This window comes from Pseudomonas helleri (assembly GCF_001043025.1).
Taxonomy (GTDB): domain Bacteria; phylum Pseudomonadota; class Gammaproteobacteria; order Pseudomonadales; family Pseudomonadaceae; genus Aquipseudomonas; species Aquipseudomonas helleri.
Genome location: NZ_JYLD01000001.1, coordinates 177,371 through 195,131 on the forward strand (window position 1 = coordinate 177,371; position 17,761 = coordinate 195,131).

Consider the following 17,761-nt stretch of genomic DNA (forward strand, 5'->3'; position numbering starts at 1 on the left):
ATATCCGGCCACCTTCAGATCGCCTGTGCGACTTCCTGGATTCGAGTGTCCGACAACAACGAAAGACTTCAGCTCTACCTCACGCATCGACATGCGCTTGTGGACTATGCCGCCCCCATCGTGGGTTGCCGCGCCAAGGCCGAAGATGTGGTTCAGGATGCGTGGTTACGCTTTAGCCAAGGGGCCGACAGCTTGGTCCCGCTCACTCAGCCGGTGGGCTACCTGTACCGGATCGTGCGCAACCTGGCCTTTGACCTGAACCGCCGGGTCACCCTGGAGAACCGCCACACCTTGCGCGACGAACTGCTCGACGAGCACGTTTCCAACGCGCCCTCCCCTGAACAAGAAGCCCTGCATCTGGACGAGCTGCGTAAATTGCAACATGCTCTGTCCCGCCTGCCTGAACGTACTCGACAGGCCTTTGTCCTGCATCGGCTGCAAGGCCTGACGTTCCAACAAATTGGTACCCAGCTGGGTATCTCTGTGAGCCTGGCCCATCAATTGGTCCGCGATGCCCTGACCTACTGCGCGGAACAACTGAGCGATGACTGACACGCCCCCTCCAAATCTGGTCTGGGAAACCGCGCTGGACTGGCTGCTGCTGATCCAGCAAAACCCCGACGACCCCGAACTCAACCGCCGCCTGAATGACTGGCGGGCCAGCGCCCCTGAACACGACGCTGCGTGGCGCAAAGCGCAGAAAGTCTGGCAACTGAGCGGCGCCGCCCTGAGCTTGCCGAACCCGCCCGCCGCCGCTGCGCCACAGGTTGCAGCGGCCACGCCTGCGCCGCGCCGCTTCAGCCGCCACCACTGCTCATGGATCGGCGCAGCCGCTGCGGCCTGCGCAGTGTTTATGCTGCTGCCCGACTGGCAAGCCCTGCGGGCCGATTACAGTAGTCCCACCGCCGAACATCGTGACATCCCCCTGAGCGACGGCAGCCACATGCTGCTCGACAGCAACAGCGTGGCCGATGTGCACTTCGACCCCGAGCAGCGCCAGGTCACGCTGTTGCGGGGCCAGGCGTTTTTCTCGGTCAAGTCCGAGCCAGATCGCGCGTTTTTCGTAAATGCCGGGCAGGTGCGCGTTCGTGTCACCGGCACCGCCTTTGCCGTCAGCGTGGAAAACGGCGAGGTACAGGTCAGCGTTGAAAGCGGCACCGTCGCAGTAAAAACCCCGACGGCGCCTGAGCCCGCCAGCCTTCATCACGGCGATCATCTGAGCTACAGCGCGATAGACAACCAGACCCGGCGGGCACAATGGCCTAATGAGTCCATCGCGCCTTGGCGCCGCTGGCAACTGGTTGCGGTCGATCAATCGGTAGAAGACGTCATCAAACAACTGCGTCGCTATCAGCCCGGTCTGATCCTGCTGACAGACAAAGCACTGGGCCAACGGCGCATCACCGCCGCCCTGAACTTGCGCGATCCAAAACGCGCCTTGCAGGCTGCCATCGCCCCGCTGGGCGGCGCCGTGCAAGACGGCCTGCCGTATACCTTGATCGTTACCGACGCGCCGTAAATCTTTTTTCAACTATTTCTGGAAATCTCCTGCAGCCGAGAGTCTTTACCTACGAACGTCACTGATAAAGATTCGCATTAGTGACCAAGGCGTTTCATTTCGTAGGTCCTCTCATGCTTTCTCTGCGTTTGCGTTACGTGCGCTCACTGTCTCTGGGCCTGCTTCTGGGTTTACCGGCGCTGCCCCTTGCCGCCCAGGCTGAACCCGACCGTCAGCATTACCAGATAGCCGCCCAGCCGCTGGCTAACGCGCTGATTGCGTTTTCGCAGCAATCGGGCTGGCAAATCAGCGCCGAAAGCGCCCTGCTCACAGGTTTAAGCAGCTCGCCGGTAGACGGCAACCTGGACCCGGAACACGCCCTGGCTAGCCTGTTGCGCTCAAGCGGCCTGCAATGGGAAGTCACCTCACCAGACAGCGCATCGATCTTGCCACCCACCGACAGCGACGTCTTGCTGATCAAAAGCACACCGATTACCGCCATGGACGCCGTTTTCCAGGGTGAACAAGTGATAGATCGGCAAATGATCGAGAACTTGCCTTCAGGCAATGGCGACATAACCAGCCTGCTACGCACCAACCCCAACGTACAGTTCGACAACAATCAGCTCAGCAGCAAGACGCCCGGCGAAATTGCCCCGGCCGATATCAGCATCAACGGCGCGCGCCCATGGCAAAACCTGTTTGTGGTTGACGGCATGAACATGAACAACGACCTCGACCCCGGTAACAGCAACGACGACTTCGACGAGTTGCCAGGGCGCAGCCAGGGCATGGCCCTGGACACCGACCTGCTGGAAAACATCAAGGTCTATGACAGCAACGTGCCAGTGGAATTTGGCGGCTTTAACGGCGGCGTGGTCGAAGCCAATACCCGCGACCCCAAGAAAGACTTTCACGGCAAACTGTCGGTGCAGATGTCGCGCTCCGAGTGGACCCGCTACCACCTCAATGAAGACGACCCCGACCTTGAAAGCTTCAAGGCGGGCTTTGGTAACAGCAGCCAGCCCGAGTTTAAAAAAGTCATTACCCGCGCCACCCTCGAAGGGCACCTCACGGACAACTTCGGCTTGCTGGGCAGTTTCTCGCGTAAAGACTCGACCATTCCGACCCGGGTCTTTGCCATTTCCAACCAGACCGAAACCGCCAACGCCGCCGAGACCCAGACTCGACGCATCGACAATTACTTCCTCAAGGCCGCCTGGCAGATCAACGACGACTGGAAGCTCGACGTCAGCCTGACCCATGCCCCGGAAACCGCGAAAACCTTTGGTCCCAATTCAGTGCTCTCTGCCCGCGAGATGGAGGCCGGCGGCGACAGCCTCAGCGCACGGCTGGTGTGGAATGCACCACTGGCCCGAGTCGAACAAAACCTCAGTTGGAGTGAGCTGAACACCTCGCGCTATTCCGACAGCGACTACATGGTGCTGTGGCGCACCTCCACGAGCAAAGACTGGAGCACCTCGGCTTTCGCCACCGAGGGCGGCTTTGGCGACATCGAAGAAACCCAAAAGACCCTGGCCTATAAACTCAAGGCCGACTGGAACAGCGTCCAGTGGCTGGGCATCGACCACGCGCTGCAAACCGGCCTGGAACTGTCGCAAAGCTCGGCCAGCTATGAACGCAATAAACCTTACAGCAGCTACAGCGTCGCCAGCACCGACACCTGCATGGGCAACGACCCGTATTGCTCCATCGGCCAGACCGCCAATGGCTGGGCCGGGCAATACGCCAACAAGATGACCCTGACCCAGGGCAAAGTCGCCTTCGACACCCGCTCATGGGCGTTATACCTGCAAGATGAAATGCGCTACAAACGCCTCACCGTGCGGCCCGGGGTGCGCATCGACGGCGACAACTACATGAACCAGACCACGGTAGCCCCGCGCCTGGCCATTGAACTGGACGTATTCGGTGACAACAAAACCCGCATCACCGGCGGCGCAAACCGTTACTACGGGCGCAACCTGTACGCCTACCGTCTGCGCGACGGCATCGCCGCCATGGGCACTGAATACAGCCGGGCCAGCCAGACCTCTGACTGGGTGATGGGCAAGCAAAACGCCAACGACAGCAAGTTCAACCAGTTGAAAGTGCCCTATGACGATGAGCTGACACTGGGCCTGAGCCACGTGCAGTGGGACACCGAGTTCGCCGTCAAATACGTCAAGCGCATGGGCCGCGAGCAAGTCAGCCGCGCCTGGGGCGCGCAAATCGGCCAGCCCTCCGAAGACACCGGCGCCCTGGCGGCCAACTACTACACCTACTACAACGGCGGCAAAAGCGACGCCGACATCTACACCCTCACCATCACCCCGCTGCAAGCCTTTACCCTGGGCAGCACCCGCACCTCGGGCCAGTTCGCCATGGACTGGAGCAAGATCAACAACACCGGCCTGTCGAACTACAACGCCAGCATCGGCGCCATTTACGTTGAAGACCCGACGATCCAGTACGACGGTAAGTTCATGAAGTATTCCGACATGCCCGCGACCAACTACAACCGGCCATGGACAGCACGCCTGACGACCATCACCGAAATCGACCCCTTGAACCTCACTTGGAGCAACTTCCTGCGTTATCGCGATGGCTATCGCCGCATTGCCGCCACGGGCAAAAAAGTCGTGCATGAAGGCTCCGAAGCTTACGTGTGGGCCGAAACACCGTATTCCGGCGCACTGACCTGGGACACCCGGCTGGCCTGGAAAATGCCCACTGCCAAAGACCAGGCCGTGTTCGTCAACCTCGACGTCACCAACCTGCTGGACAAAAAAATCGTCGGTGCCACCGAGACAAGCGGCCTGCCCACCTTTGAAGTCGGGCGCCAATTCATGCTGGAAGTGGGGTACACCTTTTGAACCGCCTGACCGCCTGGTTCAGCGCTGCACTGGCGTTAAGCTGCCTCGACGCCCACGCAGCTAGCGCTTGCGATGAGAAGTCCGCCCAGTACACGGCCTGCGTCGCCCAACTGTATCGCCAGCCCGTCGCCCAATGGCCTGCCCCGCAGGTAGACCCTGATGTGCACTGGCAAGAGATGGCCGCCCTGCCCGACCACGCCCCGGCACCGCCCGAAAACCCCTTCAGCGAGGCCAAGGCCGAACTGGGTAAAAAGCTGTTTAACGACCCCAAACTGTCGCGTTCCGGGCAAATTGCCTGCGCGTCCTGCCATGAAGCCGACATGGCTTTTGCCGATGGTCGTCGGGTGTCGTTTGGGCATGACCGCCAGAGCGGCCGCCGCAATGCGTCCAGCCTGGTGATGAGCGGTTACAGCACCCACCTGTTTTGGGACGGCCGGGGCGGCAGCCTCGAGCAACAAGCCCTGCACCCCATCGTCGACCCCGTGGAAATGGCCTTTGATATCCCGTCGTTGCTCGAACGGCTCAACGCCGACGCGACTTATCGGCAACAATTTGCCCAGGTCTTCGGCCCCGGCCCGATCACCCCCGAACTCACCGGGCAAGCCCTGGCCACCTTCCAGCGCACATTGGTCAAAGCCACGCGCAACACCGCCTTCGAGCAACTATTGCGCGGGCGCCCACAACGCATGAGCGATGAGCAGCTCTACGGCCTGCACCTGTTTCGCACCAAAGCGCGCTGCATGAACTGCCACTTTGGCCCGGCCCTCAGCGACGAACAGTTCCATAACGTGGGGCTGAGTTATTACGGGCGCAAATACGAAGACCTGGGGCGCTATGAAGTGACACGCCAGCCACAGGATGTGGGCGCCTTCCGCACCCCGTCCTTGCGACTGGTGATGAAGACCGCGCCATGGATGCACAACGGCCTGTTCGTCAACATGGAAGGCACGCTGGCCTTCTACAACATGGGCATGCCGCGCCCGCGACCCACCGCGCAACAGGCCAATGACCCGTTGTTTCCGAGCACCAGCGAACGCCTGAAAGCACTGAACCTGGACAAGGACGAACTGCGAGCCTTGCGCAGTTTTCTCGACACGCTCTAGCGCCAGCAACATCACAACTCGTCGCACAAGCGCAATTGGACGCTGGGTCAAGCGCACTTGAGAAACAATATCGTTTATTATTGTTACAAGTTTTGTAGTACCAAAGTGAGGAACCCAGCGAATGATGCTCCGAAATACCCGGCTTGCGACATCTCTACTGCGCGGCCTGACGCTCTCCATCCTCGGTCTTGCACTGACCTCTCCCGCCTACGCAGCCGACCCCGTCACCCTGACGCTGTACAACGGCCAGCACAAAGAAGTGGGCGATAACCTGGCCGCCGCCTTTGAGGCCAAAACCGGCATTCACGTCAACGTGCGCAAAGGCAGCAGCAACCAGCTGGCCAGCCAGATCATGGAAGAAGGCGACCGCTCCCCGGCTGACGTGTTTTACGCCGAAGAATCGCCGCCCCTGAACAACCTGGGCGAGCAAGGCTTTCTGGCCAAGGCCGACGACAGCACCCTGCAAGCGCTGCCCAAAGAATACGTGGCCGCCAATGGCACCTGGATCGGCGTGACCGCCCGCACCCGCGTCGTGGCGTTCAACCCCAAGTTGATCAAGGAAGAAGACCTGCCCAAATCGGTACTCGATTTCGCCAACCCTGAATGGCAAGGCAAAGTCGGCTTCGTCCCCACTAGCGGCGCCTTTCAGGAACAGGCTGTGGCCATCATTAAACTGCACGGCCGCGACGCCGCAGAAGAATGGCTGACCGGGCTGCGCGCCTTCGGCAAAACCTACACCAACAACATGGTTGCACTTAAAGCGGTGGAAAACGGCGAAGTCGCCACCGTGCTGGTGAACAACTACTACTGGTTCGCCCTGGAAAAAGAGAAAGGCAAACTGGACTCCAAACTGCACTACTTCACCGACGGTGATGCGGGCGGCTTGATCACCGTGTCCAGCGCAGGCGTGATCAAAGCCAGCAAGCACCCCAAAGAAGCCCAGCAATTGCTCGCCTACATGGCCAGCGAAGAGGGCCAGCGGGTGATCACCAACACCACCGCCGAATACCCGATGCGCAAAGGCATGGTGTCGGACCGTGGTCTTAAGCCATTCGAAGAGCTGCAAGCGCCGAAAATCACCCCGGCTGACCTGGGCAACGCCGAAGAAGCGCTGGACCTCGAACGCGAAACCGGCCTGCTCTGATGCTCGCCACTGCCCACCCTGTGCGCCACACCCTGAAGCGCAAAAGGCCGTCGATCTGGCTGCTGCTACCCGTCCTGCTGCTGGTCGGGCTCAGCCTGTTGCCGCTGCTGTATGTCGCCACCAAAGCCTGGCAAGCCGGCTGGACGCAGGCGTTGAGCCTGTTGTGGCGGCCGTATGTATTCGGCCTGATGCGCAACACGCTGCTGCTGATGGTGGGTGTGACCGTGACATGCGCCGTGGTCGGCCTGTCGCTGGCCTGGTTGCTGGAACGCAGCAACTTGCCGGGGCGGCGCCTGTGGGGCGTGATCCTGTGCTTGCCGTTTGCCGTCCCGGCGTTCGTCAGCAGCTTCACCTGGGTATCCCTCAGCGCCAGCTTTGAAGGCCTGGGTGGGGCCATTCTGGTGATGAGCCTGTCCAAATACCCGCTGATCTTTCTGCCAGTCGCCGCCACCCTGCGCAACCTTGACCCGGCCCTGGAAGAATCGGCGCGTACCCTGGGGCAGAACCGTTGGGGCGTGTTTTTCAAGATCACCCTGCCATTGCTGTGGCCTTCGCTCCTGGCCGGCTCGCTGCTGATTGCCTTGCACATGCTGGTGGAGTTTGGCGCGCTGTCGATCATCGGCCTGCAAACCTTCACCACCGCGATCTACCAGCAATTTGAACTGGAATTCAGCAACGCCAATGCGGCGATGCTGTCGGCGGTGCTGCTGGTGATGTGCCTGAGCCTGTTGTGGCTGGAGCTGAAAGTGCGCGGCAAAGGCCGCCACATTCGCATCGGCCAGGGCGCAGCACGGCGCGCCGAGCAGGTACGGTTGGGCAAGTGGTCGCTGGTGGGGCAAGTGTATTGCCTGCTGCTGGCGGTGATTGGCAGCGGCATCCCGCTGGGCATGCTGGCGTACTGGCTGATCAAGGGCAGCTCGGCAGCCTTCCCGATGGCGGCGATTGGCGAGGCGCTGTTCTCGTCGCTGGCCTTGTCGTTGGGCGGTGCAGCCTTGTGTCTGGTGCTGGCGGTGCCGGTGGGATTGCTGGTGGTGCGCTACAAAGGCCAACTGGCGATCTGGGCCGAACGCCTGCCGTACCTGCTGCACGCCCTGCCGGGCCTGGTCATTGCCCTGGCGCTGGTGTACTTCTCGCTGCATTACGTGCCGGTGCTGTATCAGACCTCGGCGTTGCTGCTGGTGGCGTATGCGCTGCTGTTTTTGCCCTTGGCACAAGCACCGATCCGCACCGCGCTGAACAAGGCCGCCCCGCAACTGGAAGAAGCCGCCCGCACCTTGGGCGCCTCATCGTTCTCGGCGTTTTGCCGGGTGACCTTGCCGATTATCTTCCCGGCGCTGGGCGCGGCATTTGCACTGGTATTTCTCGACGCCATGAAAGAACTGACCGCCACCTTGCTGCTGAGCCCGACCGGGCTTAACACCCTGGCCACCCAAGTGTGGGCGCACACCTCAAATGTCGAGTTTGCGGCCGCGGCGCCTTATGCCGCGCTGTTGATCGTGGTGTCGGGCTTGCCGGTGTATTTGCTGACCACGCGGATGTATTTGAGCCGCTGAAGCCGCCCTCACCCTAGCCCTCTCCCGGAGGGAGAAGGAACCGATTGGGGGATGTTGTAGATGTGCGGCGGCCTGCAAGCCATGCACTGAACCCGAGAACACCTCGGTAAAGCTCCCTCTCCCGCCGGGAGAGGGGCTTTTTCCCACACAATTCGCAACGCCTGCACCAGCTTCGTCCCTTTCATTCGCAGGACCTTTCCTAGAGAATCCTCACCGCCTTGTGGCGCTGGAACTGCGCGGATAGTCTCGACGGGTCACTGATTTCAGTGGCCGGTTTTGACAGACCGAATGGAATAACCAAAATCAGCGCGTACACAGTTCATGTGTCATGGCAGCTGTGTGCGGGAGCACCTTCGGGTGCATCGAGCTTTGGTATTTCCCTCGATCTGTCAGCCCGCACGCAGCTGCCACCCTCCGTCTGACAGCGGGCAGTGGCGGTCATCCAGACTCAATTGGAAATTACCGCTATGGACAAAATCGTCCCAGACCCACCCCTCGATGCCTTCCACACCAGCGCCCATCGCGGCACGCTGCTGTTCGCCACCCACCCCGGTATTCCCGCACGAGACGCGCTTGAACACGTTTCGCTGCTGCTTAAAGGCGCAGAGTTAAACGCCGACGACATCAGCGCCCACCTTTCAGGCCTTGAAGCCGAACAGCTGTGGAATGTTATCCACAGCATGGAAATGGCCCGAGCGCTGGTGGACTCGCTGCTGACTGATTAATGATCGCCATGAATGCGCTTGTGCTTAACCCGCCAACCCTCTCCCGGAGGGAGAAGGAGCTTTACCGAGGTGGTTTCGGATTCAACGCAGTACCGTCAGCGTGTTGAAAGCCTTCAATATCCCCCAATCAGTCCCCTCTCCCTCCGGGAGAGGGCTAGGGAGAGGGGCTTTTGATTTTAAGCCCTGAACTGCCCCAAACTGGCCTTCAACTGCCCTGCCAGGCTATCCAGCACCTTGCCGCTGGCCGTGGTCTGCGTGACGGCCTCGGCCGCGCGTTCGGCCTGGGCATGGATCACTTCGACCCGCCCACGCACTGCATGGGCGCCCTGGGCCTGATGCGCTGCGGCTTTGGTCGCATCGTCTATGGCTGTGTGCACTTGCTCAACCGAGGCCTGCACGGTCTTCTGCAATTTCACACTGCCGCGCAACACCGCCAGGCCTTCGTCCGCCTGACGCCCGGCCTGCGCAATCGCCGCGACCGCTTCTTTCGCGCCCTGCTGCAAGGCCACGATGTGCGCCTGAATATCGCCGGTAGAGCTTTGGGTTTTGCTCGCCAACGCACGGACTTCATCGGCCACTACCGCAAAGCCGCGCCCCGTCTCGCCTGCCCGCGCCGCTTCAATGGCGGCGTTCAACGCCAGCAGGTTGGTCTGCTCGGCAATGCCATGAATCACCGTCAGCACCACTTCGATCTGCTCGCTTTGCTGCGCCAGCCGCTCAATCACTTTGGCGCCCTCGCCCACTTGCCCTGCCAGCGCTTCAATCAAGCCGCCCACTTGCGCCGAGGTGCGGGTGTTTTCGTCAGTCGCCTGACGAATGTCCACCACTTGGCGCAGCGCCGCCTGCATCGCCTGGCTTTCAGACTGCGCCGCATCGGCCATGGTCGACAGCGCCTCAAGGCTTTGCGCCACTTCATCGCGCTGCAACTGCGCCGCCGCATCCGCCCCGGCATTGCGCATCGTCATCACGCCAATCTCGACCCCGGTGCGCTGGGCCACATCCCCCGCTTCACGCACGATGGGCTGCAACTTGTCGACAAAACGGTCAACCGCTGCCGCCATGTCGCCAATCTCGTCTTTGCTGTTCAGGCCCACGCGTTTGGTCAGGTCACCTTCGCCCGCCGCCAGGTCATTCAGGGCGGCGTTAAGCAGCAGTAACTTGCTCACCACGCGCCGTCCCAACACCACCGCCAGCACCAGCAACACCCCAAGCCCCACCAGCGCCAGGCTCAAGCCGATGCGCCAGCGCAGCGCTTCTGCCGCCTCGCGTACGGTATGCGCGGTATTGACCTGCATTTGTGCGGCCGCTGCCTGCGCCGACTGCAAACGCGCGCCCAGGGCTTTGGAGCTTTCGCTGGCCGCGCCTTGCAGGCTGTCGTCGACCAACTGATCACTGTTCACAATCAACGACGCAAAACGCTGATCCAGCGCCGCCAGAGACTGTTCGATCGACGCAGTAGAAACGCCCATCAACACTTTGCCGATCACAACGCCGTTGGGGCTGATGGGCGCTTCGAGGTAATACACCGCCGGATCGTTGCGCGCAGCATCGAGGACTTTATCCAGCGCGCGCTCGCCCTTGCCCTTTTCCAGCAGGGCTTTATTGATCGGGTTATCACGGTTGAGGTAGCGCGTCAGATGCTGCCCCGAGGCATCGTCATACACCACGAACAGCACATTGGGATTGCGCTGGGCACGCCGAGCGAAGTCCGACAGTGTCGGCACATCGTTGTCCCAAATGGCCCTGGACGAAACGGCCGCCAGCAACTGCGCCATGTCGTTCGCGGAGTCTTTGAGGCTCTGCTCGAGCATTTCCCAGAGCTGCATCTGTTCGTCTTTTAGGCGCGGCTCCAGGCCTGCGGTCAGGCGTTGGCGGGTGCTGACCGACAACCCGTCCAGGTTGCTCTTGACCTCACGCCCGGCCAACTCCAGTTCGGCCGCCAACTGTTTGCTGTCTGCACTCAGCCCCGCATCCAGATCAGACTCCAGGGCCGTGACCGTGCTCCGCGTCAGTGCGACAGCCACCAGCACTTGCACCAAAAGAGCGATACCGAGGGTAACGAATACCGGCCGCAATAAACGGCTTTGTAACAATGAGAGTACGGCAGACACAGAAAACCCCTCCACAACGGTGCCATTATTTTGATGGCACGCTTATGAGGTTTTTGAAGCAAGGGTCATGCCGTGGATCTGGCTAAAACAACAAAGGGCCCCGAAGGGCCCTTTGTTTTGCATCGCGACGTGTTACGCGAACGGGTGACGCAGAACGATGGTTTCGTTGCGGTCCGGACCTGTCGAGACGATGTCGATCGGCGCGCCGATCAGTGCTTCTACGCGCTTGATGTAAGCACGGGCGTTTTCTGGCAGCTCTTCCAGGGTTTTGGCACCCACGGTCGATTCAGTCCAGCCCGGTACTTCTTCGTACACAGGCTGCAGGCCTACGTAGCTGTCAGCGTCGGTTGGCGCCACTTCGTTGCCGTCTGCATCTTTGTAGCCAACGCAGATGTTGATGGTTTCCAGACCGTCGAGTACGTCCAGCTTGGTCAGGCAGATACCCGAGATGCTGTTCACATCGATAGCGCGACGCAGGATAACGGCGTCGAACCAGCCGCAACGACGGGCACGGCCGGTGGTTGCACCGAACTCGTGACCTTGTTTGGCCAGGTGAGCGCCGACGTCGTCGAACAGCTCAGTCGGGAACGGGCCCGAACCTACGCGAGTGGTGTAAGCCTTGGTGATGCCCAGGATGTAGTCCAGGAACATCGGGCCAACGCCCGAACCGGTCGCAACGCCACCGGCGGTGGTGTTGGAGCTGGTCACGTACGGGTAGGTACCGTGGTCGATGTCCAGCAGCGAACCTTGAGCGCCTTCGAACATGATGTCTTTGCCAGCGCGACGCAGGTCGTGCAGCTCAGCGGTCACGTCCAGCATCAGCGGCTTGAGCAGCTCAGCGTATTCTTTGCACTCGGCCAGCGTCTTGTCGAAGTCGATGGCGGTGTCTTTGTAGTAACCCACCAGCATGAAGTTGTGGTAATCCACCAGCTCACGCAGTTTGGCTTCGAAACGCGGCATGTTCAGCAGATCGCCAACGCGCAGACCGCGACGGGCAACCTTGTCTTCGTATGCCGGGCCAATGCCGCGACCGGTGGTACCGATCTTCAGCTCGCCACGGGCTTTTTCACGGGCCTGGTCCAGTGCAACGTGGAACGACAGGATCAGCGGGCAGGACGGGCTGATACGCAGGCGCTCACGCACCGGTACGCCTTTCTCTTCCAGCTTGATGATTTCACGCAACAGAGCGTCTGGAGCAACCACCACACCGTTGCCGATCAGGCACTGCACGCCTTCGCGCAATACGCCCGACGGAATCAGGTGCAGAACGGTTTTTTCGCCGTCGATCACCAAGGTGTGGCCAGCGTTGTGGCCACCTTGGTAGCGCACTACAGCGGCAGCATGTTCGGTCAGCAGATCAACGATCTTGCCTTTGCCCTCATCACCCCACTGGGTGCCCAGGACTACGACATTCTTACCCATAACACTTGTCCTCATTCGCGCAAACTTGGTGCCGGCAACCGCCGGCAGGAAAACTCAAGAAGCCAGCGGCACGACGTGCCACAAGCCGTTCTGCTGAATCAATTGGCGGTCGCAGTCCGCATCACGGGCGGCGGTCTGTGGCTGGCCAGGCAATGCCTGAACCACACGCTGACCTTCACTGCGAAGCTGGCAAACCTGCTGCCAGAGTGCCGCATCTGTGCTGTCAGGCATCCAGATACCGCCAGACGGTAGCTGAGCCTCAGCACGCCCCAGGGTTACCAGGGTTTTCAAATCGGTCGAAAAACCGGTCGCCGGACGGGCACGCCCAAACACAGCACCGATATCGTCATAACGACCGCCCTGGGCGATGGAATCCCCAACGCCCGGAACAAACACCGCAAACACCACACCTGTGTGGTAGTGATACCCACGCAACTCACCCAGGTCAAAATACAGCGGCAACTGCGGGAAACGCACCGACAACCGCTCGGCAATTGCCTGCAAGTCGTCCAGAGCGGCCATCACCTCGGCCGGAGCCTTGGCCAGACGCTCACGCGCAGCAACCAGCACTTCACGGCCGCCACACAAACCCACCAATGCCTGAAGCATGTCGGCCAGATCGGCCGGCAAACCTTCGGTCAAGGCTGTTACTTCGTCGATCGCCTTGCGTTGCAGGGCGTCGAACAATTGTTGTTCCACTTCAACCGACAGGTTGGCCGCACGGGCCAGCCCACGGTAAATGCCGACATGCCCCAGGTCCATGTGCACATCCGGCACATCGGCCAGTTGCAGCATGGCCAGCATCAAGCTGATGACTTCTACGTCGCTGCTCGGGCTGGCATCGCCATACAACTCGGCACCCAACTGGATCGGGCTGCGCGAGGACGACAATGCACGCGGTTGAGCATGCAGCACGCTGCCGGCGTAGCACAGACGGCTCGGGCCTTCATGACGCAAGGTATGCGCATCAATGCGCGCCACTTGCGGCGTGATGTCGGCACGAAAACCCATCTGGCGACCCGTCTTGGGGTCAATAACCTTAAAGGTCCGCAGATCGAGATCCTGGCCAGCCCCTGTCAACAGGGACTCCAGGTATTCGATATGCGGGGTGACGACGAACTCATAGCCCCAGCTCTGGAACAGATCCAACACCTGACGCCGCGCGACTTCAATGCGCGCAGCCTCTGGTGGAAGTACTTCTTCGATGCCATCTGGCAGAAGCCAGCGGTCTACCGTTGCCATTACGCCATTCCCCTATGATCCGGGTGGCCAGCCAGCAGGCAAGCCTTGAGTAAAGCAGAACGTGGCTGCGTCTTTAGCGCGCACAGCAAAAAAGCCTGAATGACAGGCTCAGCACATTCCTCGAAAAATCTACCGATGCTGTCATAGCCATTCGGTCAATCAAACATGCAGACGCAAAAAAGCCGGGAATTTCCCGGCTGCCGCATCATACACACGTTTTCTAAAAGGATCACCCCGCGAGGCAATTTGCCCGCCCGGCGGAGTGCGTGTACAGGATGCTTTTTTGCTGCAGGAGCGAGCTTTTGGAGATCAAAAGATCGCGAGGCAAGCTCGCTCCTACAGGTTTACTGCGGCTTGGACTTGTCCAGGTAGCGGAAGAACTCGCTGCTTGGGTCCAGAACCAGTACGTCGCTCTTGTTCGCAAAGCTTTCGCGGTAAGCGCGCAGGCTGCGATAGAACTTGTAGAACTCCTGGTCCTGACCGTAAGCCTTGGAGTAAATCGCAGCAGCCTGGGCATCGCCATCACCGCGTGCTTCTTCGGACTGGCGATAAGCCTCGGCCAGCAGAACACGACGTTGACGGTCGGCGTCAGCACGAATGCCTTCTGCCAGCTCGTTACCCTTGGCCCGATGCTCACGTGCTTCACGCTCACGCTCGGTGCTCATACGTTCGAAAACGCTGCGATTTACTTCTTTAGGCAGGTCAATGGCCTTGACGCGAACGTCGACCACTTCAATACCCAGCTCTTTCTCAGCCATTTTGTTCAGCGATGCAGTGATGTCAGCCATCAATGCATCACGCTCACCCGACACCACTTCGTGCAGGGTACGCTTACCGAACTGGTCACGCAGGCCCGATTCCAGACGACGCGACAGGCGCTCGTCAGCAATCTGCTTCATGCCCGAGGTCGCGGTGTAGAAGCGCTCGGCATCTTTCACACGCCACTTGGCGAAAGCATCGACCATGACCGCTTTCTTTTCCAGCGTCAGGAAACGCTGCGTCGGCGCATCCAGCGTCATCAGGCGGGCGTCAAACTTGCGCACCTGGTTAACGTAAGGGATCTTCACGTGCAGGCCTGGCTGAACATCGGCCTGAACCACACGGCCGAAGCGCAACAGCACGGCACGTTCGGTTTGCGAGACGATGTAAAAGCTGTTCCAGGCAACGATCGCCACAACAACGGCAACAATAAGGGCGACCAGCGATTTATTGCTCATCAGCGACTCTCCCTGGTACGCGGTGGTGTCGGCAGATCCGTGTTGATGTGCGTGCCAGCATCAGAACTGCTCGCCGCAGCTGCCGAACCCGTTACCGAGTTGCTGCCGCCAGTACGGCCTTCAATCATTTTGTCCAACGGCAAGTACAGCAGATTGCTCTGGCCGTTTTTGTTGCCGGTCACGAGTACTTTGCTGGTGTTGCTGAAGACATCCTGCATGGTGTCCAGGTACAGACGGTCACGGGTCACGTCAGGATTTTTGCGGTACTCGGCCACCAGCTTGGTAAAGCGGTCAGCTTCACCCTTGGCGCGAGACACCACTTCATCACGGTAACCGTTGGCATCTTCGATGATGCGCTGTGCCTGACCACGGGCTTCCGGAACCACGCCATTGGCGTAGCTTTCGGCCTGGTTGCGGGCACGCTGCTCGTCTTCACGGGCACGGATCACGTCGTCAAAGGCTTCTTGTACTTCACGCGGTGCAGCAGCGTTTTGTACGTTGACCTGAGTCACCGTAATACCGGTTTTGTAGGTATCGAGGAAACGCTGCAGGCGCTCCTTGATCTCTACGGCCATTTGTTCACGGCCATCGGTCAACACCTGGTCCATCGACGTGGAACCCACGACGTGACGCAAGGCACTGTCTGTGGCTTGCTGCAGACTGACTTCCGGTTGATCAACGTTCAGCACGTAGTCGCGCAGGTTGCTGATCTTGTACTGCACGGTCAGCGGCACTTCGACGATGTTTTCGTCTTCAGTGAGCATCTGGCCCTGCTTGGTGTACGCACGCTCACGCGTTACGTTTTCCATGTACTTTTTATCGAACGGCGGCAAGTAGATGTTCAGACCCGGACCAACCGTGTCGTAGTACTTGCCCAGGCGCAGCACGACGGCTTGCTCCTGCTCGTCGACCACATAAACCGCGCTGTACAGCCAGACGGCTGCCATAACGACCAGTACCAGGCCAAGCACACCGAAGCCGGCGCTCTTACCGCCTGAGCCACCTTCGTTGCCACCGCCACCGGTACGTTTTTTTCCACCACCGAACAACCCATTCAGGCTTTCCTGCAGCTTTCGGAAGGCCTCGTCGAGATCCGGTGGTCCCTTGCGGTCGCCATTTTTAGGGCGTTTGCTACCCCAGGGATCTTGATTGTTCGAGTTGCCACCCGGCTCATTCCAAGCCATAGCGCTCTCCATCTGATAAAGCAAAGACGCGCCCACGGCGCGCCGACCAATGCTACAGAATGCCTACCACAGCGGCACGGCCGCTTTAGGAGGCTTTTATTGCAAAGTGTGTTCTTCGATGAATTCCAGCGGTTGCATCCCTTCACGGCTGACCAAGCGATTGAGCTCGGAACGCGGCAGGCGTACGTCCAACAAACTGGAGCCCTCATCGTCATGCGCTTCTTTTTGCACAACCCCCAGTTCGAAGAACTGTGCACGCAGTCGAGCAAAACGTTGCGGCAAGCGCAAGGTGCCAACGAACAAATCACTGCCCAGCAACTCGGCAATGGCCTGTTCAAGCAGCTCCAGACCTTGGTTTTCACGGGCCGACAACCAGACCCGCTGCGGTTTGCCATCGGCATCACGCTGGATCTGCGGCTCTACACCTTCAAGCAAATCGATTTTGTTGTAGACCTCAAGGATCGGCAAGTCCTGCGCGCCAATCTCGTTGAGGACGATCATCACCTGTTCGATCTGCTGCATACGCTCAGGCTCATGCGCGTCGATCACGTGCAGCAGCAAATCCGAATTGCTCGACTCTTCGAGCGTAGACCGGAATGCTTCAACAAGCTTGTGCGGCAAGTGACGAATAAAGCCCACGGTATCGGCCAGTACGATCGGCCCCAGGTCGTCCAGGTCAACGCGGCGCAAGGTCGGGTCGAGCGTGGCGAACAATTGGTCTGCGGCAAATACGTCTGACTGCGTGACCGCATTGAACAACGTGGACTTACCGGCGTTGGTATACCCCACCAGCGACACCGTAGGAATATCGGCGCGTTGGCGCCCTCTACGGGACTGTTCACGTTGGCTGCGGACTTTTTTCAGACGCGACTTGATCTGGCTGATGCGGATACGCAACAGACGGCGGTCGGTTTCGAGCTGGGTTTCACCCGGCCCGCGCATACCAATGCCGCCACCTTGACGCTCAAGGTGGGTCCAGCCGCGCACAAGACGCGTGCTCATGTGATCAAGCTGGGCCAGTTCGACCTGTAGCTTGCCTTCATGGGTACGGGCGCGTTGAGCGAAGATGTCGAGAATCAGCCCGGTGCGGTCAAGCACGCGACACTCGAACACACGTTCGAGGTTACGCTCCTGACTGGGCGTGAGGACGTGATTGAAAATCACAATGTCGACCTTCTCGGCCTTGACCAGGTCGCGCAACTCCTCGACCTTGCCACTGCCAATCAGGTACTTGGCCGAAGGCCGATGACGCGGCACGTTGAAAAACGCGACGGTCTCGGCGCCAGCCGATACTGCTAACTCCTGGAACTCCTGCGGATCTTCGTGCGCCTCAGGGTCCTGAACTTCCAAGTGAACGAGGATCGCCCGCTCACCACCACCGTGGCGCTCAAAGAACAAAGGAGACTCCTATCAAGCGTTACCTGGCTCAGCGTCTGCCAGATCAGATTCGCTCGCGCTAGGCAGACGGATCGGACGTACTGGGACGACTGTCGAGATAGCGTGTTTGTAAACCATTTGGCTCACGGTGTTTTTCAGCAGGATCACGAACTGGTCGAACGACTCGATAGTCCCCTGCAGCTTGATACCGTTGACCAGGTAGATGGAAACGCCAACCTTCTCTTTACGCAAAGTATTCAAGTAAGGGTCTTGTAGCGAATGCCCTTTTGACATGTGCCGCACTCCTGT

At 59.9% G+C, this 17,761-nt stretch carries 14 protein-coding genes and 1 pseudogene; 7 read left to right on the forward strand and 8 right to left on the reverse strand.

Going from position 1 to position 17,761, the window contains the following annotated elements:
* Window positions 1-45 precede the first annotated feature (45 nt).
* The 7 genes from TU84_RS00760 (at window position 46) to TU84_RS00790 (ending at window position 8,899) form a co-directional block, all read left to right on the forward strand.
* On the forward strand, window positions 46-552 hold the full coding sequence (locus TU84_RS00760) for a sigma-70 family RNA polymerase sigma factor (protein WP_082148598.1): 507 nt from the start codon (window positions 46-48) through the stop codon (window positions 550-552).
* Window positions 545-1,519 (forward strand): FecR family protein, encoded by a 975-nt coding sequence (locus TU84_RS00765; protein WP_048366589.1) that lies wholly within the window; start codon window positions 545-547, stop codon window positions 1,517-1,519. Before TU84_RS00760 ends, TU84_RS00765 begins: the two co-directional genes overlap by 8 nt.
* Before the next feature lie 113 nt (window positions 1,520-1,632).
* Window positions 1,633-4,374: a TonB-dependent receptor gene (locus TU84_RS00770; RefSeq protein WP_082148599.1), complete on the forward strand. Its 2,742-nt coding sequence runs from the start codon at window positions 1,633-1,635 to the stop codon at window positions 4,372-4,374.
* The gene (locus tag TU84_RS00775; protein WP_048366590.1) at window positions 4,371-5,477 is read left to right on the forward strand and encodes a cytochrome-c peroxidase; all 1,107 of its coding nucleotides are present in this window, start codon (window positions 4,371-4,373) and stop codon (window positions 5,475-5,477) included. Before TU84_RS00770 ends, TU84_RS00775 begins: the two co-directional genes overlap by 4 nt.
* Window positions 5,478-5,598: 121 nt before the next feature.
* Window positions 5,599-6,621, forward strand: a complete 1,023-nt coding sequence (locus TU84_RS00780) for an iron ABC transporter substrate-binding protein (RefSeq protein WP_048366591.1) — start codon at window positions 5,599-5,601, stop codon at window positions 6,619-6,621.
* Window positions 6,621-8,174: an ABC transporter permease gene (locus tag TU84_RS00785; protein WP_048366592.1), complete on the forward strand. Its 1,554-nt coding sequence runs from the start codon at window positions 6,621-6,623 to the stop codon at window positions 8,172-8,174. Before TU84_RS00780 ends, TU84_RS00785 begins: the two co-directional genes overlap by 1 nt.
* 467 nt (window positions 8,175-8,641) lie before the next feature.
* Window positions 8,642-8,899, forward strand: coding sequence for a DUF3077 domain-containing protein (locus TU84_RS00790; RefSeq protein WP_053225174.1), 258 nt, complete (start codon window positions 8,642-8,644; stop codon window positions 8,897-8,899).
* Between the two features lie 176 nt (window positions 8,900-9,075).
* On the opposite strand, the gene TU84_RS26695 is transcribed toward TU84_RS00790, so the two are convergent.
* The 8 genes and pseudogenes from TU84_RS26695 to hfq form a co-directional block, all read right to left on the reverse strand.
* On the reverse strand, window positions 9,076-9,960 hold the full coding sequence (locus tag TU84_RS26695; protein WP_371929038.1) for a methyl-accepting chemotaxis protein: 885 nt from the start codon (window positions 9,958-9,960) through the stop codon (window positions 9,076-9,078).
* Window positions 9,961-9,981: 21 nt separating this feature from the next.
* Window positions 9,982-10,725: pseudogene (locus TU84_RS26700) on the reverse strand (methyl-accepting chemotaxis protein); the annotation flags it as partial.
* A 417-nt stretch (window positions 10,726-11,142) separates the two neighbouring features.
* Window positions 11,143-12,432, reverse strand: a complete 1,290-nt coding sequence (locus TU84_RS00800; protein WP_048366595.1) for an adenylosuccinate synthase — start codon at window positions 12,430-12,432, stop codon at window positions 11,143-11,145.
* A 54-nt stretch (window positions 12,433-12,486) separates the two neighbouring features.
* Window positions 12,487-13,674 carry an ATP phosphoribosyltransferase regulatory subunit gene (locus TU84_RS00805; protein ID WP_048366596.1) on the reverse strand — a complete coding sequence of 396 codons (1,188 nt, stop codon included), beginning with the start codon at window positions 13,672-13,674 and terminating at the stop codon, window positions 12,487-12,489.
* Between the two features lie 344 nt (window positions 13,675-14,018).
* On the reverse strand, window positions 14,019-14,891 hold the full coding sequence (gene hflC, locus TU84_RS00810; protein WP_048366597.1) for a protease modulator HflC: 873 nt from the start codon (window positions 14,889-14,891) through the stop codon (window positions 14,019-14,021).
* A complete protein-coding gene (hflK, locus tag TU84_RS00815) occupies window positions 14,891-16,075 on the reverse strand; it encodes an FtsH protease activity modulator HflK (RefSeq protein ID WP_048366598.1) in 1,185 nt (394 codons plus the stop codon). Before hflK ends, hflC begins: the two co-directional genes overlap by 1 nt.
* 96 nt (window positions 16,076-16,171) lie before the next feature.
* Window positions 16,172-17,473 (reverse strand): ribosome rescue GTPase HflX, encoded by a 1,302-nt coding sequence (gene hflX, locus TU84_RS00820; protein ID WP_048366599.1) that lies wholly within the window; start codon window positions 17,471-17,473, stop codon window positions 16,172-16,174.
* Window positions 17,474-17,485: 12 nt separating this feature from the next.
* Window positions 17,486-17,746: an RNA chaperone Hfq gene (gene hfq / locus TU84_RS00825; RefSeq protein WP_048366600.1), complete on the reverse strand. Its 261-nt coding sequence runs from the start codon at window positions 17,744-17,746 to the stop codon at window positions 17,486-17,488.
* Window positions 17,747-17,761 lie beyond the last annotated feature (15 nt).

Excerpts from the sequence above, each read along its gene's own strand:
- TU84_RS00765 (WP_048366589.1), top strand. The coding sequence starts at position 545 with ATGACTGACACGCCCCCTCCAAATCTGGTCTGGGAAACCGCGCTGGAC.
- TU84_RS00770 (WP_082148599.1), top strand. The coding sequence starts at position 1,633 with ATGCTTTCTCTGCGTTTGCGTTACGTGCGCTCACTGTCTCTGGGCCTG.
- TU84_RS00780 (WP_048366591.1), top strand. The coding sequence starts at position 5,599 with ATGATGCTCCGAAATACCCGGCTTGCGACATCTCTACTGCGCGGCCTG.
- TU84_RS00785 (WP_048366592.1), top strand. The coding sequence starts at position 6,621 with ATGCTCGCCACTGCCCACCCTGTGCGCCACACCCTGAAGCGCAAAAGG.
- TU84_RS00790 (WP_053225174.1), top strand. The coding sequence starts at position 8,642 with ATGGACAAAATCGTCCCAGACCCACCCCTCGATGCCTTCCACACCAGC.
- TU84_RS26695 (WP_371929038.1), bottom strand. The coding sequence starts at position 9,960 with ATGGCGGCAGCGGTTGACCGTTTTGTCGACAAGTTGCAGCCCATCGTG.
- TU84_RS00800 (WP_048366595.1), bottom strand. The coding sequence starts at position 12,432 with ATGGGTAAGAATGTCGTAGTCCTGGGCACCCAGTGGGGTGATGAGGGC.
- TU84_RS00805 (WP_048366596.1), bottom strand. The coding sequence starts at position 13,674 with ATGGCAACGGTAGACCGCTGGCTTCTGCCAGATGGCATCGAAGAAGTA.
- hflC (WP_048366597.1), bottom strand. The coding sequence starts at position 14,891 with ATGAGCAATAAATCGCTGGTCGCCCTTATTGTTGCCGTTGTTGTGGCG.
- hflK (WP_048366598.1), bottom strand. The coding sequence starts at position 16,075 with ATGGCTTGGAATGAGCCGGGTGGCAACTCGAACAATCAAGATCCCTGG.
- hfq (WP_048366600.1), bottom strand. The coding sequence starts at position 17,746 with ATGTCAAAAGGGCATTCGCTACAAGACCCTTACTTGAATACTTTGCGT.